This is a genomic window from Streptomyces lunaelactis (genome assembly GCF_003054555.1).
Lineage (GTDB): Bacteria > Actinomycetota > Actinomycetes > Streptomycetales > Streptomycetaceae > Streptomyces > Streptomyces lunaelactis.
The window spans coordinates 4,049,691-4,072,505 of sequence record NZ_CP026304.1; the positions used below are offsets into that span (position 1 = coordinate 4,049,691).

The 22,815-nt window shown below is 70.2% G+C and carries 24 protein-coding genes; 10 read left to right on the forward strand and 14 right to left on the reverse strand.

From position 1 onward, the window contains the following. Window positions 1–125: 125 nt before the first annotated feature. The 3 genes from SLUN_RS18420 to SLUN_RS18430 are packed head-to-tail and all read right to left on the reverse strand — an operon-like array spanning window position 126 to window position 2,550. Window positions 126–1,055 carry a hypothetical protein gene (locus SLUN_RS18420; RefSeq protein WP_257153756.1) on the reverse strand — a complete coding sequence of 310 codons (930 nt, stop codon included), beginning with the start codon at window positions 1,053–1,055 and terminating at the stop codon, window positions 126–128. Beyond that, entirely contained in the window at window positions 1,052–1,855 is an 804-nt protein-coding gene (locus SLUN_RS18425; RefSeq protein WP_108149583.1) for a hypothetical protein, read from the reverse strand. The genes SLUN_RS18420 and SLUN_RS18425 overlap by 4 nt, the downstream gene beginning before the upstream one ends. Then, window positions 1,852–2,550, reverse strand: a complete 699-nt coding sequence (locus SLUN_RS18430; protein WP_108149585.1) for a hypothetical protein — start codon at window positions 2,548–2,550, stop codon at window positions 1,852–1,854. Before SLUN_RS18430 ends, SLUN_RS18425 begins: the two co-directional genes overlap by 4 nt. 175 nt (window positions 2,551–2,725) lie before the next feature. On the opposite strand from SLUN_RS18430, the gene SLUN_RS18435 reads away from it, so the two are divergent. Further along, on the forward strand, window positions 2,726–3,088 hold the full coding sequence (locus SLUN_RS18435; protein WP_108149587.1) for a DsrE family protein: 363 nt from the start codon (window positions 2,726–2,728) through the stop codon (window positions 3,086–3,088). 21 nt (window positions 3,089–3,109) lie between these two features. On the opposite strand, the gene SLUN_RS18440 is transcribed toward SLUN_RS18435, so the two are convergent. From SLUN_RS18440 to SLUN_RS18470, 8 genes are all read right to left on the reverse strand, one after another. Next, window positions 3,110–3,373: a DUF3099 domain-containing protein gene (locus tag SLUN_RS18440; protein ID WP_108149589.1), complete on the reverse strand. Its 264-nt coding sequence runs from the start codon at window positions 3,371–3,373 to the stop codon at window positions 3,110–3,112. Between the two features lie 114 nt (window positions 3,374–3,487). Continuing rightward, complete coding sequence (locus tag SLUN_RS18445; RefSeq protein ID WP_018101653.1) at window positions 3,488–3,775, reverse strand: DUF1416 domain-containing protein; 288 nt, start codon at window positions 3,773–3,775, stop codon at window positions 3,488–3,490. A 53-nt stretch (window positions 3,776–3,828) separates the two neighbouring features. Continuing rightward, window positions 3,829–4,668 carry a sulfurtransferase gene (locus SLUN_RS18450; protein WP_108149591.1) on the reverse strand — a complete coding sequence of 280 codons (840 nt, stop codon included), beginning with the start codon at window positions 4,666–4,668 and terminating at the stop codon, window positions 3,829–3,831. Between the two features lie 139 nt (window positions 4,669–4,807). Then, window positions 4,808–4,888: a putative leader peptide gene (locus SLUN_RS42375; protein ID WP_350310325.1), complete on the reverse strand. Its 81-nt coding sequence runs from the start codon at window positions 4,886–4,888 to the stop codon at window positions 4,808–4,810. A 285-nt stretch (window positions 4,889–5,173) separates the two neighbouring features. Beyond that, window positions 5,174–5,923, reverse strand: coding sequence for an LmeA family phospholipid-binding protein (locus SLUN_RS18455; protein WP_170146586.1), 750 nt, complete (start codon window positions 5,921–5,923; stop codon window positions 5,174–5,176). Window positions 5,924–6,042: 119 nt separating this feature from the next. Next, window positions 6,043–7,221 carry a hypothetical protein gene (locus SLUN_RS18460; protein WP_257153757.1) on the reverse strand — a complete coding sequence of 393 codons (1,179 nt, stop codon included), beginning with the start codon at window positions 7,219–7,221 and terminating at the stop codon, window positions 6,043–6,045. Beyond that, window positions 7,157–7,411 carry a MoaD/ThiS family protein gene (locus SLUN_RS18465; protein WP_108149595.1) on the reverse strand — a complete coding sequence of 85 codons (255 nt, stop codon included), beginning with the start codon at window positions 7,409–7,411 and terminating at the stop codon, window positions 7,157–7,159. Before SLUN_RS18465 ends, SLUN_RS18460 begins: the two co-directional genes overlap by 65 nt. A 33-nt stretch (window positions 7,412–7,444) precedes the next feature. Then, the gene (locus tag SLUN_RS18470) at window positions 7,445–8,281 is read right to left on the reverse strand and encodes an alpha/beta hydrolase family protein (RefSeq protein ID WP_108149597.1); all 837 of its coding nucleotides are present in this window, start codon (window positions 8,279–8,281) and stop codon (window positions 7,445–7,447) included. Between the two features lie 219 nt (window positions 8,282–8,500). Between SLUN_RS18470 and SLUN_RS18475 the strand changes: the two genes are divergently transcribed. From SLUN_RS18475 to SLUN_RS18495, 5 genes are all read left to right on the forward strand, one after another. After that, complete coding sequence (locus SLUN_RS18475) at window positions 8,501–9,325, forward strand: response regulator transcription factor (RefSeq protein WP_108149599.1); 825 nt, start codon at window positions 8,501–8,503, stop codon at window positions 9,323–9,325. 24 nt (window positions 9,326–9,349) lie between these two features. After that, entirely contained in the window at window positions 9,350–10,372 is a 1,023-nt protein-coding gene (locus SLUN_RS18480) for a LacI family DNA-binding transcriptional regulator (protein WP_108149601.1), read from the forward strand. 410 nt (window positions 10,373–10,782) lie between these two features. Then, window positions 10,783–11,757, forward strand: coding sequence for a S1C family serine protease (locus SLUN_RS18485; protein ID WP_257153758.1), 975 nt, complete (start codon window positions 10,783–10,785; stop codon window positions 11,755–11,757). Window positions 11,758–11,777: 20 nt separating this feature from the next. Beyond that, window positions 11,778–12,500, forward strand: coding sequence for a response regulator transcription factor (locus SLUN_RS18490; RefSeq protein ID WP_108149604.1), 723 nt, complete (start codon window positions 11,778–11,780; stop codon window positions 12,498–12,500). Further along, window positions 12,497–13,945, forward strand: a complete 1,449-nt coding sequence (locus SLUN_RS18495; protein ID WP_108149606.1) for a HAMP domain-containing sensor histidine kinase — start codon at window positions 12,497–12,499, stop codon at window positions 13,943–13,945. Before SLUN_RS18490 ends, SLUN_RS18495 begins: the two co-directional genes overlap by 4 nt. Window positions 13,946–13,948: 3 nt before the next feature. Here SLUN_RS18495 and SLUN_RS18500 read toward each other — a convergent pair whose 3' ends face one another. Next, window positions 13,949–14,848 (reverse strand): phosphatidylinositol-specific phospholipase C, encoded by a 900-nt coding sequence (locus tag SLUN_RS18500; RefSeq protein ID WP_108149608.1) that lies wholly within the window; start codon window positions 14,846–14,848, stop codon window positions 13,949–13,951. Window positions 14,849–15,019: 171 nt separating this feature from the next. Beyond that, complete coding sequence (locus SLUN_RS18505; RefSeq protein ID WP_108149610.1) at window positions 15,020–16,819, reverse strand: bifunctional metallophosphatase/5'-nucleotidase; 1,800 nt, start codon at window positions 16,817–16,819, stop codon at window positions 15,020–15,022. Window positions 16,820–17,015: 196 nt separating this feature from the next. On the opposite strand from SLUN_RS18505, the gene mshD reads away from it, so the two are divergent. The 4 genes from mshD to SLUN_RS18525 all read left to right on the forward strand — a co-directional run bounded on the left by mshD (window position 17,016) and on the right by SLUN_RS18525 (window position 22,074). After that, a complete protein-coding gene (gene mshD / locus SLUN_RS18510; protein WP_108149612.1) occupies window positions 17,016–17,939 on the forward strand; it encodes a mycothiol synthase in 924 nt (307 codons plus the stop codon). 293 nt (window positions 17,940–18,232) lie between these two features. Continuing rightward, on the forward strand, window positions 18,233–20,461 hold the full coding sequence (locus SLUN_RS18515; RefSeq protein WP_108149614.1) for an RNA degradosome polyphosphate kinase: 2,229 nt from the start codon (window positions 18,233–18,235) through the stop codon (window positions 20,459–20,461). Continuing rightward, the gene (locus SLUN_RS18520; protein WP_371413837.1) at window positions 20,448–21,581 is read left to right on the forward strand and encodes a CHAD domain-containing protein; all 1,134 of its coding nucleotides are present in this window, start codon (window positions 20,448–20,450) and stop codon (window positions 21,579–21,581) included. The genes SLUN_RS18515 and SLUN_RS18520 overlap by 14 nt, the downstream gene beginning before the upstream one ends. 64 nt (window positions 21,582–21,645) lie before the next feature. Continuing rightward, window positions 21,646–22,074, forward strand: a complete 429-nt coding sequence (locus SLUN_RS18525) for an NUDIX hydrolase (RefSeq protein ID WP_108149616.1) — start codon at window positions 21,646–21,648, stop codon at window positions 22,072–22,074. A gap of 42 nt (window positions 22,075–22,116) precedes the next feature. Here SLUN_RS18525 and SLUN_RS18530 read toward each other — a convergent pair whose 3' ends face one another. Then, window positions 22,117–22,764: a methyltransferase domain-containing protein gene (locus SLUN_RS18530; RefSeq protein WP_108149618.1), complete on the reverse strand. Its 648-nt coding sequence runs from the start codon at window positions 22,762–22,764 to the stop codon at window positions 22,117–22,119. Window positions 22,765–22,815 lie beyond the last annotated feature (51 nt).

Sequence of the window (22,815 nt, forward strand, 5' to 3'; positions counted from 1 at the left end):
ACGCAGACCAGAACCAGCAGGGCTTCGAAGAATGCCACAAGCACGGGGTGCTCCTCGGATGAGCGGTGGGCGGTAAAGGGCCGGGCCCCAGCCTAATGGGTTGGGGCCCGGCCCTCTCTGCGAGGTCAGCCGAGCAGCTGGTTCTGGAGGACCACGGCCTGGTGGAAGGGGACGGCCGGAGCCTTGCCCTTCTTCGACTGAATGATCAGCGCGATCGTGTCGCCCGCCGTGATGTACGCGTGCCGGACGTGGACGGGGCCGCGGGGTGCCGCCTCGTCGTACACAGTGCCTTCCGTCGAAGGAACAGTGACATGGCCCGGATACGACTCGTCCAGCGGCGCGCTCTCCTCCACCCCGTTGACCGGAGGGCTGGCCTCCAGGTCGCCTCCGAGGTGGTTGCCGAAGAACACGTTCGCGAACCCGGCCGACCGGAACCGGACCAGGTAGATCCGGGTCGAGGTGGAGTCCGGCATGGTCCAGCCGCGGGCCGCGATGTCGAGCAGGCCATCGTCGGTGAGGTCCTGCTTCATGTCGGCCCGGTCCTCCTCGGCGTACTCCGCGAGGAAACGGTCGGCCGACACCTTGTTCCTGGCGCCCTTGAGCTCGGGGAGGACCTTCGAACCGGCCGGCGCGGGAAGCAGCAGCGCGCTCGGGCTCGCGTAGTGGATCCCGCCGGGATTGTCCTTGTCGAACGGCAGCCTGGCACCTGCCGGCAGTACCGGCATCGTCAGGGTCGGGTAGACCCAGCGGCCGTCGTCCCTGGTGCTGAGGCCAGGAACGTCGGTGCGTGTCTGGTCGGTGATGCCGTACGCGACACCCGTACCCAGCGAGCCGAACACGAGCACGGCCGCAGTCCAGCGGAGTACGGCGCGCAGTTTGCGGCGCTCGGGCCTGGGCGCGGGCGCAGCTTCGGGTTCGGGCGTTGCCTCGGCCTCGGCCTGGGGCGCTGCCACCGCATCGGGCGCACGCTCGGGCATCGCCGGTATCTCGGGCAGGCCATCGGCCGACGGCGGGAACTCAGGAAGCGGTGGCATCTCGGACTTCTGGCCGGTCACACGTACTCCCCGGGGGACTTCAGATGGTCGAGCTGCTTGGAGAGAATCGCCGCAGCGCCGATGGTGTCGAGCGGCTTGACCCCGTAGGCGGTCGCGTTCATGAGCACATCGCCCTGGTAGGCACTGCAGAACATGGCGTCGAGCTTCGCCTTGGAGTCCTTGGGCATCAGGAAGCACTTGGCGTTCTTGTAGCCCTGGATCGCGGGGCCTTTCCGGAAGATGCCGAGAGCGTCAGCGAACGCGCTCTGGAACTGGGCCAGCTCGCGGCCCTTCCCGGCGTTCTCGATCTGCGCGAGCTGGACTTCGATCGCGAACCCGCCGTCGAAGGAGCGGTAGCTGCGCATCGCGACGCCCTGCAGCTTCAGCTTGTCGACCGCCTTGTTGCGCTGATTGCGCTGAGCGGAGGGCAGGCCGCGCGAGCCCTCCTTGAACACGGCGACAGCCTGCCTCTTGCTGAGGACGGTGTCGTTCCCGTAGACGTCGATGTCCGGGCCCAGTTCATAGCCGTACGGCACCGGCAGCAGACTGGCGGCGAGCCCCTTGGGCTGCGCGGCCTTGCCGTCGTCCGCCGCCCCGCCCGCCGGTTCCGCCCACACGACGGTGGGCGCGGTGCGGTCGGCATCGCCGAGCCGGTCCAGCGCCCAGAAGCCGCCGCCCGCGACGACCGCGAGCGCGAGTACGACCGACACCCCGACGACCAGCCTGCGGTCGATGCGGCGGGGCTCCTTGGGGGTGGCGAGGATCTCCGGAGCGGATTCCGGGGACTCCGGAATCTCAAGGGTGGCCGGCTGCTCGGTCACAGGCGCTCCAGCTGCTGCTTGGCGAGGGACATGACGGCCTTCTCGGAGACCTTGCGGGTGTTGTTCATGTACCAGATCTCCATGACGACATCACCGCGCCGGGCTATGACCCGTGCCTGGTAGACCGGCTCGTATCCGGCCTTGCGCAACGGTTCGTCGTAGACATAGACCCTTCCGTTGCCGCTGCCGGGGATCGGCTTGCCGTTGTTTCCGGCGTAGTCGTCATGGGACATGTAGGCCTGCTGGCCCAGACCCCACTCGGGGGCGGAGAGCCGGTCGTCGTCGCGGAACTGGATCAGATTGACGGTGACGAAGACCTCGCCGCGCTGCCCCCAGGAGGTCGTCGCGATCCGGCGGGGATCGTCTCTCAGCATGTCCTCGAACATACGGTCCGGCTTTTTGAAGTCGCCCGCGTACTCAATGAGGCTCATCCAGTCCGCGGCCTGCGACTTGTCCGCCGTGGCGCCCTTCGGCTTTCTCACCAGCAGCTTGCGCAGATCGCCGTCCGTCTTGACCTGACGGTTCACATTGACCGACTGCGCGGTGGTGCTCGCGCCCGCCGGAACGGTCTTCGAGTCACTCAGTTCCGGCTGCGACAGCGGCGGCAGCGGGGTCGGCTCACGGTCGTACTGGACGGCGTATCCCGTGACCACTCCCGCGACCACGCCGAGCACCGCCGCCCCGGCGATCAGCAAGGTCGTACGGCCCCGTCTGCGCGGCGGGCGCGGCGATTTCGGCAGCTCAGGACGGTTTTCTGGCTTTTCCAAAGGGTCCCCCCACGGGACATGAAGCACAGAGTCCGTTACCTGTGCACACCACAGACCACCGACGGGCGGACGGGGTTGTGCGGTCCGGGATTACAGTTCGGGCATGTCGAAGAAGCTCGTGATCAAGGTGACCGCCGGCGCCGACGCCCCCGAGCGCTGCTCGCAGGCCTTCACGGTGGCGGCCGTCGCCGTGGCCAGTGGCGTGGAGGTCTCGCTCTGGCTGACCGGCGAGTCCGCGTGGTTCGCGCTGCCGGGGCGCGCGGCCGAGTTCGAACTCCCGCATGCCGCGCCGCTGCCCGATCTGATCGAGTCGATCCAGGCGGCCGGGCAGATCACGCTCTGCACGCAGTGCGCGGCCCGTCGGGACATCACGGAGAAGGATGTGCTGGACGGCGTACGGATCGCGGGCGCGCAGGTCTTCGTCAGCGAGATCATGCCTGAGGGCGTCCAGGCCCTCGTCTACTGAGAACAGCCACTGAGTACAACTTTATGGCTGACGGCGCTTCTTGCCGTCCAGCTCGTCCCACCACTCGTCGGACTTCGGGTCCCCGGACGGGTCGTCCCACCAGCGGTCGTCAGGACCGCGCGCGTTGCCGACCATCGCGGCCAGCGGCGGGATGACCATGGCGACAACGCACATACCGACGGCGACGGGTATCGACCACAGACGCACGAAGGCCCAGGCGGACACGAAGAGAAGGACGCATCCGCCCATCAGCACGAAGTATCGACGCCGGCGTCGCGCGTACATGTTTCCAGCGTACGGCCGGGTCCGGCACGGGGCATGGCACGACCGAAGGGCCGCACCCCGCTCAGGAAGCGTCCAACCCCCTGGGGTGCGGCCCTTCGGCCAGTACGAGAGAACTCAGACCGCGATCGCGACCTCGGCGAGGCCGCCGGTCTGCGCGACGACCGTACGGTCCGCCGTGCCGCCCGGGACGAGCGCACGAACGGTCCACGTGCCCTCGGCCGCGTAGAAGCGGAACTGTCCGGTCGCCGAGGTGGGGACCTCGGCGGTGAACTCTCCGGTCGAGTCCAGGAGGCGCACGTAACCGGTGACGGGCTCGCCGTCACGCGTCACGCTGCCCTGGATGGTCGTCTCGCCGGGCTTGATCGTCGAAGCGTCGGGGCCGCCGGCCTTTGCTCCACACATAGGGGCTGTCCTTCGTGAGCGGGAGGTGGGAGGGGTTACTTGTTCGGGAGGGGTTACTTGTTGGCGCCGAGCTCGATCGGCACGCCGACGAGGGAGCCGTACTCGGTCCACGAGCCGTCGTAGTTCTTGACGTTCTCGATGCCGAGCAGCTCGTGCAGGACGAACCACGTCAGCGCGGAACGCTCACCGATGCGGCAGTAGGCGATGGTGTCCTTCGCCAGGTCGACCTGCTCGTCGGCGTAGAGCTCCTTGAGCTCGTCGTCCGACTTGAAGGTGCCGTCGTCGTTGGCGTTCTTCGACCACGGGATGTTGCGCGCGGTCGGGATGTGGCCCGGACGCTGCGACTGCTCCTGCGGGAGGTGCGCCGGGGCGAGCAGCTTGCCGCTGAACTCGTCGGGCGAACGCACGTCGACCAGGTTCTGGTTGCCGATCGCGGCGACCGCGTCGTCACGGTAGGCGCGGATCGCGGTGTTCTGGGCCTTGGCCTTGTACTCGGTCGCGGCGCGCGTCGGCACGGCGTCGACCAGGTCGCGGGAGTCGAGCTCCCACTTCTTGCGGCCGCCGTCGAGCAGCTTCACGTTCTCGTGGCCGTAGAGCTTGAAGTACCAGTAGGCGTACGAGGCGAACCAGTTGTTGTTGCCGCCGTAGAGGACGACCAGGTCGTCGTTGGCGATGCCCTTGGCGGACAGCAGCTTCTCGAAGCCGGCCTGGTCGACGAAGTCGCGGCGCACCGGGTCCTGGAGGTCCTGCTTCCAGTCGATGCGGACGGCGTTCTTGATGTGGTTCTTCTCGTAGGCGGAGGTGTCCTCGTCGACCTCGACGATGACGACCTTCGGGTCGTCGATGTGGGCCTCGACCCAGTCGGCGTCTACCAGGACGTCGCTGCGGCTCATGCGCTTTCTCCTCCGGGGCAGTGTGCGGCGGTTGGTGCGAAGAGGGGTGTGCGGGTACGCGGAACACGCGGCATCCGGCACGGGGGGCGGCCCTGACAATCGTCGAAGGGCCTGGGGGATACGGGAGTCGGGCTCCCGCTCAGAAGGTGCGACAGAGCATGGCGGCGACGCGGCACAGGTCTACTGCCCGCCGCTTCGTGAGATCCGCCTGTCGCTTCATGCCACCGATCGTAGGGACGAGTCGGCCGTCGTGTCACCGGCGTGTCGGATGCTGAGACGCGATCGTCCACCATGCGGGACACCAGGGCCGCCCGGGCGCCTCCCGGCGGCCTCCGCGGCGGATGTGCGCGGGCCCGCCTTCTACCCAGCGGACAGCGGCGTCTCACCATGCGATCGGGCGGGGCGGGCGTACGGCGGGTTCCTGCCCCGCCCGCCCCTACCCGCTTCTTGTCCTCAAGCGCCGGACAGGCTGTCAGCTCTTGTCCTCGAGCGCCGGAACGGGCAGTCAGCCCGCCAGGGACACGTCCGTGCCCTTGCCCGAGAACCCCAGTCCGCTCTCCGTCGCATCGACCTTGTCGAGCTTGATGCTCGACGGCATCCCGGCGATCTTCAGGTCGTAGTCGACGGCCTTGCGCAGCTTCTCGTCGAAGCCCGGCACCGGCAGCTTCGGCATCGCCTCGGCCCGCAACTGCACCGTGCTGCCGCCGTTCAGCACGACCGTGCTGTACGTGGTGATCGTGCGGCCGTCGAGCATGCCCTTCAGGGCCCCGGGGACATCGATGCCCGCACCCTCGAGCAGATCGGTGAGCGGGCCTGTGACCTTGACCTGGCCCTTCGCCGCCCGGTCGGCGCCCGCATAGCTGACGGTCGCGCCCTGCGGCGCGGCCTTCGTCAGGTCGGCGTAGGAGATCCGGGCCGAGCCGTCGGCCTGGTCCGCCACGGCGGAGGAGAAGCTGCTGTCGATCCGTACCTTGCGCAGCTCGGCCTTGACCTCGGTGACATTGACCGAGCGGTCGCCCGCGGTGGCGGTGATGCCGGCGAGACTGACGTCGACCTCGTCCAGTTCCTTGCCCACGACCTGGGTGAGGAAGGGGAAGCCCTTGATGGAGATCTCCGGGGTCGACGTCAGCCCCTGGCTGCTCTTGATCTTGTCGGCCGCCTCGGACTCGGCCATGTTGACCGCGATCCGGTCCGCGGCGACGAAGATGCCGCCCAGGATCACGGCGATGATCAGCAGTATTCGCAGTGCGCGCATTGCTCGGTGTCCCCCACCCTGATGTCTCCGGCCCCCATGACGCCCGTGAGCCTAGTCAGTCCGGACGACGCCTTCGTTCAAATGATCGACGACTGGCGCGTGCCTTTGGTTCCGGGGGATCACACCAGCGCGCGGCCGATCAGATAGACCGCGGGGGCCGCGGCGGTCAGCGGCAGGGCCACGCCCGCCGTCATGTGGACGAAGCGGGACGGGTAGTCGTAGCTCGCCACCCGCAGTCCGACCAGCGCGCATCCGCCCGCGGCGAGGCCGAGCAGGGCGCCCTCGGCGCCGATGTCCGTCAGGCCGCCGGCCGCGATGCCCGCGCCGGTGGCCGCCAGCAGGGCCAGGACGGCGGACGCGGCACCGGCCAGCGGCAGCGCGCGGGCGAGGACGGCCACGGCGACCGCGATCCCGCCGACCACCACGGCGTCGGCGGTGGCCGCGAGATGCCCGGTCGCGAGGATGGCGAGTGCGGCCGATGCGACGGTCGCCATCAGGCCCTGCATCCGCTCGTCGGCGCCCGCGCGGCTGCGCAGCTGCAGGACGAGGGTGAGCAGCACCCAGACGCCGAGCGTGCCGATGATCGCGGCGGGGGCGTTCTCGCGGCCGACGGCGAGCAGTACGACATCGGCGGCGAGGCCGCCCGCGAAGGCGAGCGCGATGCCCTGGCGGGCGGGCCACATGCCGTTCAGCCGGAACCAGCCGGCGGCGGTGAGGGCCTGCAGCAGCACGAGCGGTACGAGCAGGGCGTACTGGCCGGCGGCAGCACCGCCCGCGAGCAGCAGTCCGAGTGCGGCGGTCAGCCCGGCGGGCTGCATGCCGGGCGGGATGATCGGCGAGCGTCCCTCGGCGCGGGCGCGCTGGGCGTCCGTGATGCGGGCGTTCCCCACGGTGGTGGGGGCGCTGTACTCGGCGGAGGCGGCGGGCGGCTCGTACGCCGCGGGTCGCGGGGCGGGTCGCGGGGCCGGTTGCGGGGCCGGTTGCGGGGCGGGCGCCTCGGGCGGCAGCGGGTACGCGCCCTGCTGCGGCAGATACGCGGCGTCGGCGGCGGGCGGCGCGGGCTGCACGATCGGCTGGTACTGCGTGTCCCAGGTCTCGGCCTGCCAGGTCTGGGTGGCGCCCGCGTCGTGGACCGGCTGCTGGTACGGGTCCTGGTACTGCTGATACGGCTGCTCCGGATACGGCTGCTGCTGCCCGTACGGATACTGCTGATCGCTGCTCATGATGTGCGGTTCACCCTCCTGCGAACGGCGGGAGCACCTCGACCGTGCCGCCCTCGGCAAGGCGTACGGTCTCATGGCCGCGGGTCCCGACGGGGTCACCGTCGACGAGGAACGAACACCGTTGCAGTACGCGCGTCAGCTCGCCGGGGTGGCGGTCGCGCACCGCGTCGAGCGCCTCGGCGAGTGTTCCCGCGGCGTACGGCTCCTCCGCGATCCCGGCCGCTGCCTTGGCCGCGGCCCAGTAGCGGATGGTTCCCGCTGCCATGTCGGCACTCCTTTCGTCGGCTTCCATGATGGGCTACTCGCCGGCGAGCCAGTCGGCGAGGCGGCCGAGCAGCTCGTCGTCGGCGGCGTTCTCGGCGTGACCCATGCCCGGCTCCAGCCACAGCTCGGCGTCACCCGCGGCGGCCAGCATCCGCGGATGGTCCAGCGGGAAGTACGGGTCGCGGTCGCCGTGCACGATCAGCAGCGGCGTCGGCGCGATGAGGGGTACGGACTCGACCGGGGAGAGCGGGACCGGGTTCCACTCGTCCGGGTGGATGCGGGTGCCGAGGCCGTAGCGGCCGACCAGCCGGCCGAGCGGACGCGTGACCACCCAGTGCAGCCGCCGCATCGGGGCCGTACCGCGGTAGTACCAGCGGGCGGGTGCGCTGACGGCGGCCACCGCGTCCGTACGCGCTTCTTTGCGCCCCCCGTGCATCGCGTCCGTCTCCGCCGTCTCCGTGTGCGTCGCGGCGTGCCGCAGCACCACCGAGCCGCCCATCGAGAAGCCGACGGTCACCACGCGCGCGTGGCCGAAGGAGCGCGCCCACTCGACCGCCGCCGCGAGATCCAGCACCTCGCGGTCGCCGACCGTGGAGCGGCCGCCCGAGCCGCCGTGGCCGCGGAAGGAGAAGGTGACCACGGCCGCACGCTGCGCGAACACCTGTGCCGCGCGTCTCACTGCGGGCCGGTCGACAGAGCCGGTGAAACCGTGCGCGATGACGATCGCGGTCGCGGCTGAACCCGCGGTACACGGCTCGTACACAGCCTCGATACGGACTCCGTCATCGGTACGCAAGATTGCGCGCCGAAAGCCTCCGGCCGTCAAGGAAACGTCCGAAGTGTGAAACGGACCCTCTGACAGGGAACTCATGTGGGTTATTCTGCTGGGCAGAGGATCCGGGCAACGAAGCCCCCGGGTCCTTTTGTGTTTTCCGGCCGTTGTTACAGGCAGGTGAACAAAGGCTCTCAGGGCGCGGGAGCCACCGTACGAGGCAGTGCCGCAACGTCCTCGCAGGGACCGAGGAGGAACCGACGTTATGGGCCAGCGAACCGTGCAGAACAGTAGGACGACCCGGGCAGGTGGGGCGCGATGAGCTCTCTGCTGCTCCTGACCAATGCCCTCCAGCCGTCGACGGAGGTGCTTCCCGCCCTCGGACTGCTGCTGCACAACGTGCGGGTGGCGCCTGCCGAAGGCCCGGCCCTTGTCGACACCCCCGGTGCCGACGTCATCCTGATCGACGGCCGCCGCGATCTGCCGCAGGTGCGGTCGCTGTGCCAGCTGCTGCGGTCCACCGGACCCGGCTGCCCGCTGATCCTGGTCGTCACGGAGGGCGGTCTCGCGGCCGTCACGGCGGACTGGGGCATCGACGATGTGCTGCTCGACACAGCGGGTCCGGCGGAGGTCGAGGCGCGGCTGCGGCTGGCGACGGGCCGGCAGCAGATCACCTCGGACGACAGTCCGATGGAGATCCGTAACGGCGATCTGTCGGTCGACGAGGCGACGTACAGCGCGAAGCTGAAGGGGCGGGTCCTGGATCTGACCTTCAAGGAGTTCGAACTGCTGAAGTACCTCGCGCAGCACCCGGGGCGGGTCTTCACCCGGGCCCAGCTGCTCCAGGAGGTCTGGGGCTACGACTACTTCGGCGGTACGCGGACGGTCGACGTCCACGTACGGCGGCTGCGCGCGAAGCTCGGGCCCGAGCACGAGTCGCTCATCGGGACCGTACGCAATGTCGGCTACCGCTTTGTGACGCCGGAGAAGGTCGAGCGTGCGGCCGAGGAGGCGGCGAGGGCCAAGGCGGCGGCCGCGACGGCCGCGGCCGAGCGGGCGGCGGCTCAGGCGGCGGTTTCCGTCCCCCGGACGGAGGACACGGCCGAGCCGCAGGAAGCGGGCGTACGCCCTGCCCAGAGGTAGGTCACCCCGCGTAGACTGCCGCGCGTGGCCAAGGTGACGCGGGACGATGTGGCGCGACTGGCGGGGACTTCGACCGCGGTCGTGAGCTACGTCATCAACAACGGACCCCGGCCGGTTGCCCCGGCCACGCGCGAGCGGGTACTCGCAGCGATCAAGGAGCTGGGCTACCGGCCCGACCGGGTCGCCCAGGCGATGGCCTCGCGGCGGACCGACCTCATAGGCATGATCGTGCCGGACGCGCGGCAGCCGTTCTTCGCGGAGATGGCGCACGCGGTCGAACAGGCCGCGGCGGAACGCGGAAAAATGGTGCTCGTCGGGAACTCCGACTACCGCGACGAGCGCGAGGTCCACTATCTGCGGGCCTTCCTCGGGATGCGGGTCTCCGGGCTGATCCTGGTCAGCCAGGGCCCGAGCGAGCGGGCCGCGGCGGAGATCGAGGCGTGGGACGCGCGGGTGGTGCTGCTGCACGAGCGCCCGGAGGCCATCGATGACGTGGCGGTCGTCACGGACGACATCGGCGGCGCGCAGCTGGCGACGCGGCATCTGCTGGAGCACGGGCATCCGTACGTGGCGTGCCTCGGCGGAGTCGAGTCGACCCCGGCGGTCGGCGACCCGGTGACGGACCACGTCGAGGGCTGGCGCCGGGCGATGCTGGAGTCCGGCCGCTCGGTGGAGGGCCGGCTCTTCCAGGCCCCGTTCAACCGCTACGACGCGTATCTCGTCGCCCTGAAGCTGCTCTCGGGCCCGGAGCGTCCGCCGGCCATCTTCTGCGCGACGGACGACCAGGCGATCGGCGTCCTGCGCGCGGCGCGTGAACTGCGGATAGACGTCCCGGGCGAGCTGGCGGTGGCGGGCTTCGACAACGTCAAGGAGGCGGCGCTCACGGACCCGCCGCTGACGACGGTCTCCTCGGACCGCCCGGCGATGGCACGGGCGGCGGTGGACCTGGTACTGGACGACGGCTTGAGGGTGGCGGGTTCGCGCCGGGAGCGGGTGAAGCAGTTCCCCTCGGGCCTGGTGATCCGCCGCTCCTGCGGGTGCGCGTAGCGCGTTTTACCGGGTGCGGCGTCTTGTGACCCGGGCCGCAGGGTGCGGGTTCTTGCCGGGTGCGGGCTCCGGGGCCCCTCCCCACCAGGACGGGACAAGATCCCCCGCCTCGGTGCCCGCTCTTGCGCGGTGCGGGCTCTCGGTTCGCCGGTGGAAACCACCCACCGGACAGCAACCACCAACGCCCCCGGCCCACGCCCACCACATGACCGGGTGAGCCTCGGTTCGCCGGTGGACATGACCGGACGCCTCTTCTGTCAGCCTTCTCAGCGCCCCCTCACGCTCCTCTCATCTCCACCCACGACAGTCATTCCCATGACGGACTACTACCGCCGCACCGGCGACGACGGATTCCAGCAGGAGCCGCACTCCAGCGGCGGGTACCCCGCCCCGCCCGCCCTCCCGTCACCGTGTGGCCGGGTGACGGTGGCGCCGCGTACCAGCCCCCCGTCGCGGGCGAGCCGCCCGCGTACCAGCCCCCCGCGCACCAGCCGCCCCCCGGCGAGCCCTCTCACCGGGCCAGGGCCAAGCGTCCCGTCGCGCTCATCGCCGCCGTCGCCATCGCCGCCGCGGTCATCGGCGGCGGTGTGTCCGCGCTCGTGCAGGAGCTCACCGACAACGGCACCAGCGGCAGCAGCAGCGTCGCCGGTACCACCGTGGCGCAGAGCAGCAAGGGCACCGTCGCCGGAGTCGCCCAGGCCGTGTCGCCGAGCATCGTCGAGATCAGCGCGACCTCGAACGCCGGCCAGTCCACCGGCTCCGGCGTGATCATCACCGGCGACGGCGAGATCATCACCAACAACCACGTCATCTCCGGCGCCGACTCCGTCAAGGTGCGGCTCAGCGACGGCAAGACCTACACCGCCAAGGTCGTCGGCACCGACCCGGACAAGGATCTCGCCCTCATCAAGCTGGAGGGCGCGAGCGGCCTCAAGGCGGCCGCGCTCGGGGACTCGACCAAGGTCAGGGTCGGCGACGAGGTCGTGGCCATCGGTTCGCCCGAGGGGCTGACCGGCACGGTGACCAGCGGCATCGTCTCCGCTCTGAACCGCGATGTCACCGTCGCGAAGGAGCAGGACCCGAGCCGGCAACAGCAGGGCGGCGGCGGCTGGCCCTTCGAGTTCGGCGGGCAGCAGTTCAACGGCGACACGGGCTCGTCGAAGACGACGTACAAGGCCCTCCAGACGGATGCCTCGCTCAACCCCGGCAACTCCGGCGGCGCCCTCATCAACATGAACGGCGAGATCATCGGCATCAACTCCGCCATGTACTCGCCCAGTTCGGCTACCGGTTCCACCGCAGGCAGCGTCGGTCTCGGCTTCGCCATCCCGATCGACACGGTCAAGGCCGACCTCGACGACCTGCGCTCCGGCGGCAACGGCTGAGCGCGTGCGAGGCTGAAGCCATGACGACCCCCCGCGAAGGCGACCGCATCCTCATCGTCGACGACGAGCCCGCCGTCCGTGAGGCGCTCCAGCGCTCTCTCGCCTTCGAGGGGTACGGGACCGAGGTCGCCGCCGACGGCGTCGACGCCCTCGCCCGGGCGGAGGCGTACGCGCCCGATCTGATCGTGCTCGACATCCAGATGCCCCGGATGGACGGCCTGACCGCGGCCCGCCGGCTCCGCGCCACCGGTTCGACGACGCCGATCCTGATGCTGACCGCACGGGACACCGTCGGCGACCGGGTGACCGGTCTCGACGCGGGCGCCGACGACTATCTGGTCAAGCCGTTCGAGCTGGACGAGCTGTTCGCCCGGGTGCGGGCGCTGCTGCGGCGCAGCTCGTACGCGGCGGCGGCGAGCGCCGCCACCGACGACGACGTACTGGCCTTCGCCGATCTGCGGATGGACCTGGCGACCCGCGAGGTCCACCGAGGCACGCGCCGGGTGGAGCTGACCCGTACCGAATTCACGCTGCTGGAGATGTTCCTCGCGCACCCGCGCCAGGTGCTCACGCGTGAGCAGATCCTCAAGGCCGTGTGGGGCTTCGACTTCGAGCCCAGTTCGAATTCGCTGGATGTGTACGTGATGTATCTGCGCCGCAAGACGGAGGCGGCCGGTGAGCCGCGCCTGGTGCACACGGTGCGCGGTGTGGGGTACGCGCTGCGGTCGGGCGGCGCGGAGTGATCCACAAGTTCCGCTCGCTGCCACTGCGTTCGCGGCTGGCGCTGCTCGTGGCGGTCGCGGTGGCCGTGGCGGTCGCGGCCGTCTCCACCACCTGCTGGTTCGTGGTGCGCGGCAAGCTGTACCACGAGGTCGACTCCAAGCTGAAGTCCGCGAGCGGGCCCGTGCGGTCCTCCGACCTCGCCGTCGCACTGCGCAGTTGCTCCCAGACCCCGGACTCCCAGGCCGACTTCGGAGGCCCGAAGGCCGACTACTACTTCCAGCTCGTCCGGACCGCCGACGACAAGCCGTGCGTCTTCGCCAACTCCGTCGGCACCGTCCAGGTCGACAGCAGTGACCAGGACGTGGCGCGGAGGGCAGATCCGTCCGTCTGGACGTTCCGCAACGGCACGGACACCGACGGGAGGGACGTCCGCGTACTCACCGGCGCAGCCGTCGCAGCCGTCGCCCAGGGTCCGGGCGGCGGGGTCGTCGCGGACACCGCGCTGCTGATCGGGTACCCGCTCAAGGAGACCGAGGGCACCCTCAACGAGCTGGCCCTCCTGCTGCTCATCGTGTCCGGCATCGGCGTCCTCGGCGCGGGCGCGGCCGGACTGTGGATCGCCCGTGCCGGGCTCAAGCCCGTCGACCGGCTCACCGGCGCCGTCGAGCATGTCGCCCGTACCGAGGATCTGACCGTACGCATCCCCGTCGAGGGCGAGGACGAGATCGCCCGCCTCTCCCGCTCCTTCAACTCCATGACCGCAGCCCTCGCGAGTTCCCGCGAGCGGCAGGCGCAGCTGATCGCGGACGCCGGGCACGAGCTGCGGACGCCGCTGACCTCGCTGCGTACGAATATCGAGCTGCTCGCGCGCAGCGAGGAGACGGGCCGTGCTCTCCCGCCCGCGGACCGTACGGCGCTGATGGCGTCGGTCACGGCGCAGATGACGGAACTGGCCCTGCTGATCGGCGACCTGCAGGAGCTGTCCCGGCCGGACGCGGTCCAGAGCGGGCCGCTGAAGGTCGTCGCCTTCCACGACGTCGCCGAGGCCGCGCTGCGGCGCGCCCGGCTGCGCGGTCCCGAGCTGGCCATCACGGCCGATCTGCAGCCCTGGTACGTGCGGGCCGAGCAGACGGCGCTGGAGCGGGCGATCGTCAACGTCCTCGACAACGCGGTGAAGTTCTCGCCGCCGGGCGGGACGGTCGAGGTGAGCCTCAAGGACGGCGAGCTGTCGGTGCGGGACCACGGCCCCGGTATCCCGGCCGACGAACTCCCGCACGTCTTCGAGCGGTTCTGGCGCTCGCCGTCCGCCCGCGCGCTGCCGGGATCGGGGCTCGGGCTGTCGATCGTGGTCCGTACGGTGCAGCAGTCGGGCGGCGAAATCGAGCTGAAGCCCGCTACGGGCGGCGGCACGCGTGCGGTGATCCGGCTGCCGGGAGCGGCCGAGCCGCCCCCGGCGCACATCTGAGGCTCAGTTGTGCCTGATCAGTGAGTCGACCAGACCAGCGCGGGTGTTGGGGTAGTCGAGCGGAACGATGCCGAGGCCGCGCCAGCCGCTCGCCTCGGAGCCGTTGATGAAGCTGTGCACCCTCGGGTTGAGGTTGTCGGAGTTCCAGCGCGGCGGCAGCGACGCGGAGGTGCTCACGAAGTTGATGTACATCTTGCCGGGCTGCTGGACGGCCTTGCGGAAGTGCGCCTCGATCTTGGGGTACTTGGCGTTCGGCAGGGCGTTCCAGTCGTCCTGGAGGTCGAAGACGCCACCGTCCCACCATTTGACGCCCGGCAGTCCGCCGTTGTCGGCGATGAGGACGACCTTGCCGCGGGCCTGGCCGAGCGAGGGGAGACCGTCGCCGATGTGGAACAGCGAGCGCCAGCCCCTGTTGCCGAGGTAGTCGTCGAAGATGGCGCGGAAGGTGGCGTCGCTGTCCGAGGAGTACTCCTGCTTGACGCGCATCAGGACGGTCTCGGAGGGGTGGGCGTTCAGGAAGTCGCGGCAGTAGATGAGCACATCGCCGAACATGATGTTCTGGAAGGCCGCTCCGTGGTGGATGGCGAAGGAGCCTCCGGTGACCCGGCAGCGTATGTCGAGGAAGCGGATGCCGCTGTTCAACTGGTCGGCGATGGTGGTGTTCTGGCACTGGGCCCAGAGTCCGCCGAAGCGGGCGCCGGAGTCGTGAGTGCCGGGGATCGTCAGGCGCTGGAGGGCGGTGGCGTCGCCGAAGCCTGCCAGCCAGTCCTGGGTGCCGAGTGCGCTGCGCGTGCCGAGTGCGCTGCGCGGTGCGGCGGCAGCGGCGGCGGGTGCGCCGCCGATGACCGCTGCGGCGGACGCAAGGGCTGCGCCCGCCAGGAAACCACGTCTGCTCAGGGGCATGTGACGTCTCCTTCGTCGGCCTCCGCGGCCGTGGGGGCGGACCGCGGTCGGCACCCGGGATGATGGCAGACATGGCCATGACATAGGAGACCTCGGGACGAACAAGAGGCGCACGCGAAAGGGCGGCGAGCCTCAGGAAGGCCCGCCGCCCCAACTACTGCGTAGTGACTGCTACTTGACGACCGTGATCCGGCCCGTCGCCGGCGGCGCGAGCGGCGCGCTCGCGCTGGAGTGCGCGGCCAGATACGCGTTCAGCATCTCCAGGTCGGAGGCGCCGACGAGCTTGTTCCTGTGCTCCTTCAGCACGGGGAAGCCGTCGCCGCCGCCCGCCAGGAACTCGTTCATCGCGACCCGGTAGGTCTTCGCCGGGTCGATCGCCTCGCCGTTCAGCTTGACCGAGGAATCCACGACCCGGTCGGCGCCGGTCTTCGTCAGATCCAGGGTGTAGGTGAAGCCCTTCGACACCTGGAGGATCTTCGGGACGGCCTGGTTCGCCCCGCTGACCTGCTGCTTGAGCGTGGTGATCAGCTGGGCGCCGGTCAGGTCGACGACGTTCATCATGTTGGTGAACGGCTGCACGGTGAACGCCTCGCCGTACGTCACGACGCCGTCGCCCTCGCTGCCGGTCGCCTTGTGGACCAGGCCCGCGCGGATGCCGCCCGGGTTCATGATCGCGAGCTGCGCCCCGCCCTTGTCCGCCGGCGCGAGACCCTCCAGCTGTGCATCCGTGATCAGATTGCCCAGCGGCTTCTCGGGCGCGTCGAAGGGGTTGTCGATGTCGGCGGAGATAAAGCCGACCGGCCGGCTCGCGATCGGCGCGGCCAGCGTGTTCCACCGCTGGATCAGCCGGGTCATGTCCTCGGCCTTCGGCACGTCACGGGTGACGACGTGGTTCGCGGAGGCGACGGCGGTACGGACGATGTCGTTCGTACGACGGTCGTAGGTGAGCGTCGTGTCGGTGTACAGCTTGCCGAACGAGGCCGCCGACGTGACCGTGCGAGGCTTGCCCGACGGGTCCGGGATCGAGCACGCGTACGCCTGGTGCGTGTGACCGGTCACCAGGGCGTCGACCTGCGGGCTGACCTTCTTGGCGATGTCGACGATCGGTCCCGAGACGCCGTTGCCGGGGCCGGGGCTGTCGCAGTTGTAGTTGTACGAGGAGGAGGCCGGGGCCCCGCCCTCGTGGATCAGCGCGACGATCGACTTGACGCCCTTGCGCTCAAGGATCTTGGTGTACTTGTTGATCGTCTCGACCTCGTCGCCGAACTTCAGGCCCTTGACGCCCTCGGCGGTGACGATGTCCGGGGTGCCCTCGAGGGTCACTCCGATGAAGCCGATCCTGACCCCGTTCTTCTTCCAGATGAAGTACGGGTCGAGCAGCGGCCTGCCGGTCTTCTCCTTCGTCACGTTGGCGGCGAGATACGGGAAGTCCGCTCCCTGGAACCCCTCGCCCTCCACGTAGCAGCCGTCGGTCTTGTGACAGCCGCCGTTCTGCAGCCGGGCGAGCTCCTTGGCGCCTTCGTCGAACTCGTGGTTGCCGACGGAGGTGACGTCGAGATCCAGCTTGTTCAGGGCCTCGATGGTCGGCTCGTCGTGGAAGAGCCCGGAGAGCAGCGGCGAAGCGCCGACCATGTCACCGGCGGCGGCGGTGACGGAGTACTTGCTGTCCTTGCGGGCCTCGCGCAGATGCGTGGCGAGGTACTCCACGCCGCCCGCGTCGATCGTCCTGGTCGTGCCGTCCTCGTTGGTGTGCGTGACCCGGCCGGCCGAGCCGGCGGGCGGCTCCAGGTTTCCGTGCAGGTCGTTGAAGGACAGCAGCTGTACGTCCACAGTGCGGCTCTGTCCGTGGCCGTGTCCGTGGCCGCTCTCCTGGGCGCCTGCGGGCATCGCGGCGACCAGCGCGCCGGCGGTGGTCAGCCCGGCAACTGCGGCGAGTATGCGGCGGCGGGTCTTGTGCGGTGTCGCTGACATCTGTCCCCTTGTCAGTTCAGCGTGGTGTGTGGGATGCGAGCGGCAGCCTAGAGTCAACGCGCGTAGCGCGACAGGGGGGTACGGGTTACAAGCTGGTTGCCTTCGTTCGTCAACAGGCGTTTCTTCGCACCGCCGGACAACTTTGCCGAGCCGCGCGGATCCCCCGCCCGCCACCCCCCCGCCGTACTCTCGAGCTATGACGATTGACGCAGCAGCCCTCGAGCCCGGGCGGCAGATCCAGACCCTTGATGAGCTCACGCCCGAGCAGGCCCAGGCCGTGCTCGCGCTGCTCGGTGACGCCGCCCGGTCCGACGGAATGCAGGCCGTCTCCGAGCAGGGGCGGCTGCAGCTGCGCGGCGGGAAGCGGGAGGGTGTACGGCATCTGCTCCTCACCGTCGGCGGCGATCTCGTCGGGTACGCGCAGCTGGAGGACACCGACCCCGTCGAGGCCCCGGCCGCCGAGCTCGTCGTGCATCCCTCGCAGCGGGGGCGCGGGCACGGGCGGGCGCTGGGGACCGCGTTGCTGGGGACTTCCGGGAAGCGGCTGCGGGTCTGGGCGCACGGCGGGAAGTCCGCGGCGCGGCATCTGGCCCAGGTGCTCGGACTGACCCTCTTCCGTGAACTGCGCCAGCTGCGGCGGCCGTTGAGCCCGATGGACATCGCCGAGCCCGTGTTCCCGGCCGGCGTCACCGTACGCACCTTCGCGCCGGGGCAGGACGACGCCGCCTGGCTCGCCGTGAACGCCGCCGCCTTTGCCCACCACCCCGAGCAGGGTTCACTCACCCAGCGGGACCTCGACGACCGCAAGGCCGAGCCGTGGTTCGACCCCAAGGGCTTCTTCCTCGCCGAGCGCGACGGTGAGCTCATCGGCTTCCACTGGACGAAGGTGCACGCCGATGAGCACCTGGGCGAGGTGTACGTCGTCGGCATCCGCCCGGACGCGCAGGGCGGCGGCCTCGGCAAGGCCCTCACCGCGATCGGCCTGCGCCATCTCGCCGCCGAGGGGCTCCCGACCGCGATGCTCTACGTCGACGCGGACAACACGTCGGCGGTGACGATGTACGAGCGCCTCGGCTTCGTCACGCACGAGGTGGACCTCATGTACCGCACGGAGTCCTGACCGGTTCCAGACCGTGATCGTGCCCGCTCTTGCCGTAGCCGCCACAGCCGCAGCATGCTGGCTGCGCCGACGCCACCACTGACGTACGCACCCCACGGGGCCCGCCAAGATCGACTCCTGCGGGCCCTGTCCCGCTTTCCCTCACGTCATGTCGTCGTTACCGGCCATTCAGACGCCCTTGCGACCCTCTCTCAATGCAGCCCGCTGTGCCCGCCTCCCCCAACGGCAAGATTCCCCTCACCCCGGCCCTCTCCGACGCGCCCGTAATGCCCTTGACGCAGGAGAATGGGTCCATGAGTCAGCAGCCCGCCGAGGTACCGGTCCAGCACCCCCAGCCGTCCGTCGGTTCCATAGCCGCGCACCGCCCGCACACAGTCGCGGCCACGGTGTCGGACCTGGAGCCGGATCTCGATGCCGATCTCGACGCGTACGAGGAAGAGCACGACGGAACCGGCGCAGAACTGCCCCAGGGACGGTTCCTCGACCGCGAGCGCAGCTGGCTCGCGTTCAACGAGCGCGTCCTCGAGCTCGCCGAGGATCCGGCCACCCCGCTCCTCGAACGGGCGAATTTCCTCGCGATCTTCGCGTCCAACCTGGACGAGTTCTTCATGGTCCGCGTGGCCGGTCTGAAGCGGCGCATCGCGACCGGTGTCGCCACCCGTTCCGCGTCCGGCCTGCAGCCCCGCGAAGTGCTGGACCTGATCTGGACCCGCTCCCGCGAGCTCATGGCCCGGCACGCCGCCTGTTACCAGCAGGACGTGGCCCCGGCGCTCGCCGAGGAGTCGATCCACCTCATCCGCTGGCCCGAGCTCACGGAGAAGGAGCAGGCCCGCCTCTTCACGCTCTTCCGGCAGCAGATCTTCCCGGTGCTGACCCCGCTGGCCGTGGACCCGGCGCACCCCTTCCCGTACATCTCGGGACTCTCGCTGAACCTCGCGGTGATCGTGCGCAACCCCGTCAGCGGCCACCGCCACTTCGCCCGGGTGAAGGTCCCGCCGCTGCTGTCCCGCTTCCTGGAGGCCTCCCCGCAGCGGTACGTCCCCCTGGAGGACGTCATCGCCGCGCATCTGGAGGAGCTGTTCCCCGGCATGGAGGTGCTCGGGCACCACATGTTCCGGGTGACCAGGAACGAGGACCTGGAGGTCGAGGAGGACGACGCCGAGAACCTCCTGCAGGCGCTGGAGAAGGAGCTCATGCGGCGCCGCTTCGGCCCGCCGGTGCGGCTCGAGGTCGAGGAGTCCATCGATCCGTACGTGCTCGACCTGCTGGTCCGCGAGCTGAAGATGTCCGACGCCGAGCTCTTCCCGCTGCCGGGGCCGCTCGATCTGACCGGGCTCTTCGGCATCGCGGCGCTGGACCGGCCCGAGCTGAAGTTCCCGAAGTTCGTCGCGGGCACCCACCGCGAACTCGCCGAGGTCGAGTCGGCGTCCGCGCCCGACATCTTCATGGCGCTGCGCGAGCGTGACGTACTGCTGCACCACCCGTACGACTCGTTCTCGACCTCCGTCCAGGCCTTCCTGGAGCAGGCCGCGGCCGACCCGGACGTGCTGGCCATCAAGCAGACGCTGTACCGCACCTCCGGCGACTCCCCGATCGTGGACGCGCTGATAGACGCCGCCGAGTCGGGCAAGCAGGTCCTGGTACTCGTCGAGATCAAGGCCCGCTTCGACGAGCAGGCCAACATCAAGTGGGCGCGCAAGCTGGAGGAGTCCGGCTGCCATGTCGTCTACGGCCTCGTCGGCCTGAAGACCCACTGCAAGCTGTCGCTGGTGGTCCGTCAGGAGGGCGAGACGCTGCGCCGCTACTCGCACGTCGGGACCGGCAACTACCACCCGAAGACGGCCCGGCTCTACGAGGACCTGGGGCTGCTGACCGCCGACCCGCAGGTCGGCGCCGACCTCTCGGACCTGTTCAACCGGCTGTCGGGATACTCGCGCCGCGAGACGTACCGCCGCCTCCTGGTCGCCCCCAAGTCCCTGCGCGACGGACTCATCTCGCGAATAAACAAGGAAGTCGCGCACCACCGCGCCGGACGCCCCGCCCACGTACGCATCAAGGTCAACTCGATGGTGGACGAGGCGATCATCGACGCCTGCTACCGGGCGGCGATGGCGGGCGTGCCGGTGGACATCTGGGTACGCGGCATCTGCGCGATACGCCCCGGAGTCGCCGGCCTCTCGGAGAACGTCCGGGTGCGCTCGATCCTCGGCCGCTTCCTGGAGCACTCCCGGGTCTTCGCCTTCGGCAACGGCGGCGAGCCCGAAATCTGGTTCGGCAGCGCCGACATGATGCACCGCAACCTCGACCGCCGTATCGAGGCACTGGTACGGGTCACCGACCCGGCCCACCGCGCGGCCCTCACCCGGCTCCTTGAGATGGGCATGTCCGACAGCTCGTCCTCCTGGCACCTCGGCCCGGACGGCGCCTGGACCCGGCATGCCACGGACCCGGAAGGCCAGCCGCTGCGGCACGTACAGGAGACGCTCATAGACGCCCGGAGGCGCCGGCGTGCACAGCCCTGATATTTCCCGGCGGGACTCTGCCGTCGTCCCCGGTCTCCCGGCCACGGCGGGCGAGGCCCTGGCCCGGTATCTCCATGCGCAGGCGGGCGACTTCCTGCGCAGTCTGCGCCTGCACAGCGAGAGCGGCGCGGACACGGCGGGCGTGGCCGAAGCGGCCCGCGCGCTGCGCCAGGCGTCCCGGCGCATCAGCGGGACGCTGCACACCTTCCGGCCGCTGCTCGACCCGGCCTGGGCGGACGACCTGCGTACGGAACTGGCCTGGCTGTCCGCGACCCTGGCCCAGGAGCACGCCTTCACCTCGCGGCTCGGCCGGCTGCTCGAGGCGCTGGCCCGTCTCTCGGGCGCGACGCCGCTGCCGCCGGCGAGGGGAGAAGTCGGCGCGCTCAAGGACGCCGCTCCCGAATCCGGTGAACCGTCCGGTGCGGCATCCGGTGCGGCATCCGCTGGGGCATCCACTGCGGCCGACGGCGCTCCCCGCGCCACCGGCGCGCTCACCGTGGGGGCCGCGCGGGCCGGGGCCCTGCTGGAGCGGCAGCTCACCCTCGCCCGGACCCGCGCCCACTCGGCCGCGCTCCAGGCACTGGGCTCCTCCCGGTTCCACGCCGTCGCCGACGCCGTGGCCGTACTCGCCTCCGAGCTGCCGCTGGGGCCGGTGGCCGCCGCCCCGGCCGTCGAGGCTCTGACGCCACCCGCGGAGTTTGCCGAGCGCCGGCTGCTCGAGGCCGTGGCCGGGCTGCCGCTGGCCCGGGCAGCCCATCCGTACAACGCCGAGGCCCTGGTGCACGGCCTCGCCGCCGCCTCGGCCGGGGAGGCGCAGGACTCCCCCTGGCACCAGGTGCGGCTGCTGCTGCGACTGCACCGGTACGCCCAGGAGGTGCTGCACCCCGAGGCGGACCCGGTGCTGTGCCACGCGGGGCTGATCCTCGACCGCCACCGCGACGCCGCCGAGGCAGCGGCTGCCGCGGCCACCGCCGCCCGTACGCCGCGTATCGCCCCGGCCACCGCGTACGCGCTCGGTGTGCTCCACGCGGACCAGCGGCACGAGGTGGAGGCCGCCCGCTTCGCCTTCCAGCAGGTGTGGCAGCGGGCGCCGGCCGCGACGCCCGTGACGGCCCCGTGAGAGACACACGGCAAGCGATCAAGAAAGCCGCACGTCAGAAGCGGTTTCTACGAGGAGCAGCCGTATGAACAATGACTCAGTGATTCTCGCGGCGGGCTGCGTTCTGTGGCGTCGCTCGCCCTCGGGCGACGGGATCGAGATTGCCCTGGTTCATCGACCCAAATGGAATGATTGGTCGCACCCGAAAGGCAAGCTGAAGCGCGGCGAGGACGCCCGGCAGGGAGCAGTACGTGAGGTACTGGAGGAAACCGGCATGACGTGCGACCTGGGACCTGAGCTGCCCAACGCCCGCTACCAGGTCGAAGGCCGCCCCAAGGACGTCCGCTACTGGGCAGCCGAGGCCATGGGCGGTTCGTTCGAGCCGAACAGGGAGGTGGACCGCCTGGTGTGGCTGCCACCCGCTGAGGCATGCACCCGTCTGACGCAGGACCGGGACCGGCAGCTCGTCCCCGCGCTCCTCGACACACTTCATGCGACCAAGGAGGGGCTGTAAGCAACCGGTGCGTGCCCACTGCCCGGACAGGGTCCAGGACGGTCAACCCGGTTCGCGGTACCAAGCGATCTGGTAGGCGGGAGTGATCGTGAGGGCAAAGTCCTCGCGGGCTGGGGCAACGCGCGGGAAGAGCGCGGCGAGCTCCTCGACCGTGTCCCACAGCATTCGCGGGCCGGTCTGCCGGACGTGGGCCACGGCGGTGGAGCCGTCCTCTGTCCACAAGCCGATGCCGGTCAGGCTGCCGCCCTCATCGGGCCATGAGCATGAGTTGCAGCCGGGTAGCGCGAGAGACATCGGGAACTTCAGCCGGTCAAGCACGTCTGGAAGGTGGACGACGGTGTCCCTGGCCGGCTGCTCGGTCACGGCCGCGAAGTCCGGCGCCCTGCCGGGGGTACGGCGTGGCATGAAGTGTGCGGGGGTCGGAAGAAAGCGTCCCCGTGCGTGGCCAGGGCCTATGACGGTTGCCCGTACGACACCGAAGCCGATCGGGGCGACGACAACCGAGCCAGTGGAAGCCTGGCCGAGGAGCGCGGGCGGGATACAGCGGAGAGCAGCCGTGGCAATGATCCGACTGTAGGGTGCGCGGCCCGGGTGGCCGAGAGCGCCGTCCCCCGCTACGACGAAGGACTTCTGCCCGTACGTGGACAGGCGATCGGAGGCGAGCGCCACCAACTCGGGATCGATGTCCATGGTCAGCCATGAAAGCGTCCCTTCGGGCGCAGCCGAAGAACGAACGGCAAG

Excerpts from the sequence above, each read along its gene's own strand:
- SLUN_RS18435 (WP_108149587.1), top strand. The coding sequence starts at position 2,726 with ATGTCGAAGAAGCTCGTGATCAAGGTGACCGCCGGCGCCGACGCCCCC.
- SLUN_RS18440 (WP_108149589.1), bottom strand. The coding sequence starts at position 3,373 with ATGTACGCGCGACGCCGGCGTCGATACTTCGTGCTGATGGGCGGATGC.
- SLUN_RS18445 (WP_018101653.1), bottom strand. The coding sequence starts at position 3,775 with ATGTGTGGAGCAAAGGCCGGCGGCCCCGACGCTTCGACGATCAAGCCC.
- SLUN_RS18450 (WP_108149591.1), bottom strand. The coding sequence starts at position 4,668 with ATGAGCCGCAGCGACGTCCTGGTAGACGCCGACTGGGTCGAGGCCCAC.
- SLUN_RS42375 (WP_350310325.1), bottom strand. The coding sequence starts at position 4,888 with ATGAAGCGACAGGCGGATCTCACGAAGCGGCGGGCAGTAGACCTGTGC.
- SLUN_RS18455 (WP_170146586.1), bottom strand. The coding sequence starts at position 5,923 with ATGCGCGCACTGCGAATACTGCTGATCATCGCCGTGATCCTGGGCGGC.
- SLUN_RS18460 (WP_257153757.1), bottom strand. The coding sequence starts at position 7,221 with ATGAGACCGTACGCCTTGCCGAGGGCGGCACGGTCGAGGTGCTCCCGC.
- SLUN_RS18465 (WP_108149595.1), bottom strand. The coding sequence starts at position 7,411 with ATGGCAGCGGGAACCATCCGCTACTGGGCCGCGGCCAAGGCAGCGGCC.
- SLUN_RS18470 (WP_108149597.1), bottom strand. The coding sequence starts at position 8,281 with ATGAGTTCCCTGTCAGAGGGTCCGTTTCACACTTCGGACGTTTCCTTG.
- SLUN_RS18475 (WP_108149599.1), top strand. The coding sequence starts at position 8,501 with ATGAGCTCTCTGCTGCTCCTGACCAATGCCCTCCAGCCGTCGACGGAG.
- SLUN_RS18490 (WP_108149604.1), top strand. The coding sequence starts at position 11,778 with ATGACGACCCCCCGCGAAGGCGACCGCATCCTCATCGTCGACGACGAG.
- SLUN_RS18500 (WP_108149608.1), bottom strand. The coding sequence starts at position 14,848 with ATGCCCCTGAGCAGACGTGGTTTCCTGGCGGGCGCAGCCCTTGCGTCC.
- SLUN_RS18505 (WP_108149610.1), bottom strand. The coding sequence starts at position 16,819 with ATGTCAGCGACACCGCACAAGACCCGCCGCCGCATACTCGCCGCAGTT.
- mshD (WP_108149612.1), top strand. The coding sequence starts at position 17,016 with ATGACGATTGACGCAGCAGCCCTCGAGCCCGGGCGGCAGATCCAGACC.
- SLUN_RS18515 (WP_108149614.1), top strand. The coding sequence starts at position 18,233 with ATGAGTCAGCAGCCCGCCGAGGTACCGGTCCAGCACCCCCAGCCGTCC.
- SLUN_RS18525 (WP_108149616.1), top strand. The coding sequence starts at position 21,646 with ATGAACAATGACTCAGTGATTCTCGCGGCGGGCTGCGTTCTGTGGCGT.
- SLUN_RS18530 (WP_108149618.1), bottom strand. The coding sequence starts at position 22,764 with ATGGACATCGATCCCGAGTTGGTGGCGCTCGCCTCCGATCGCCTGTCC.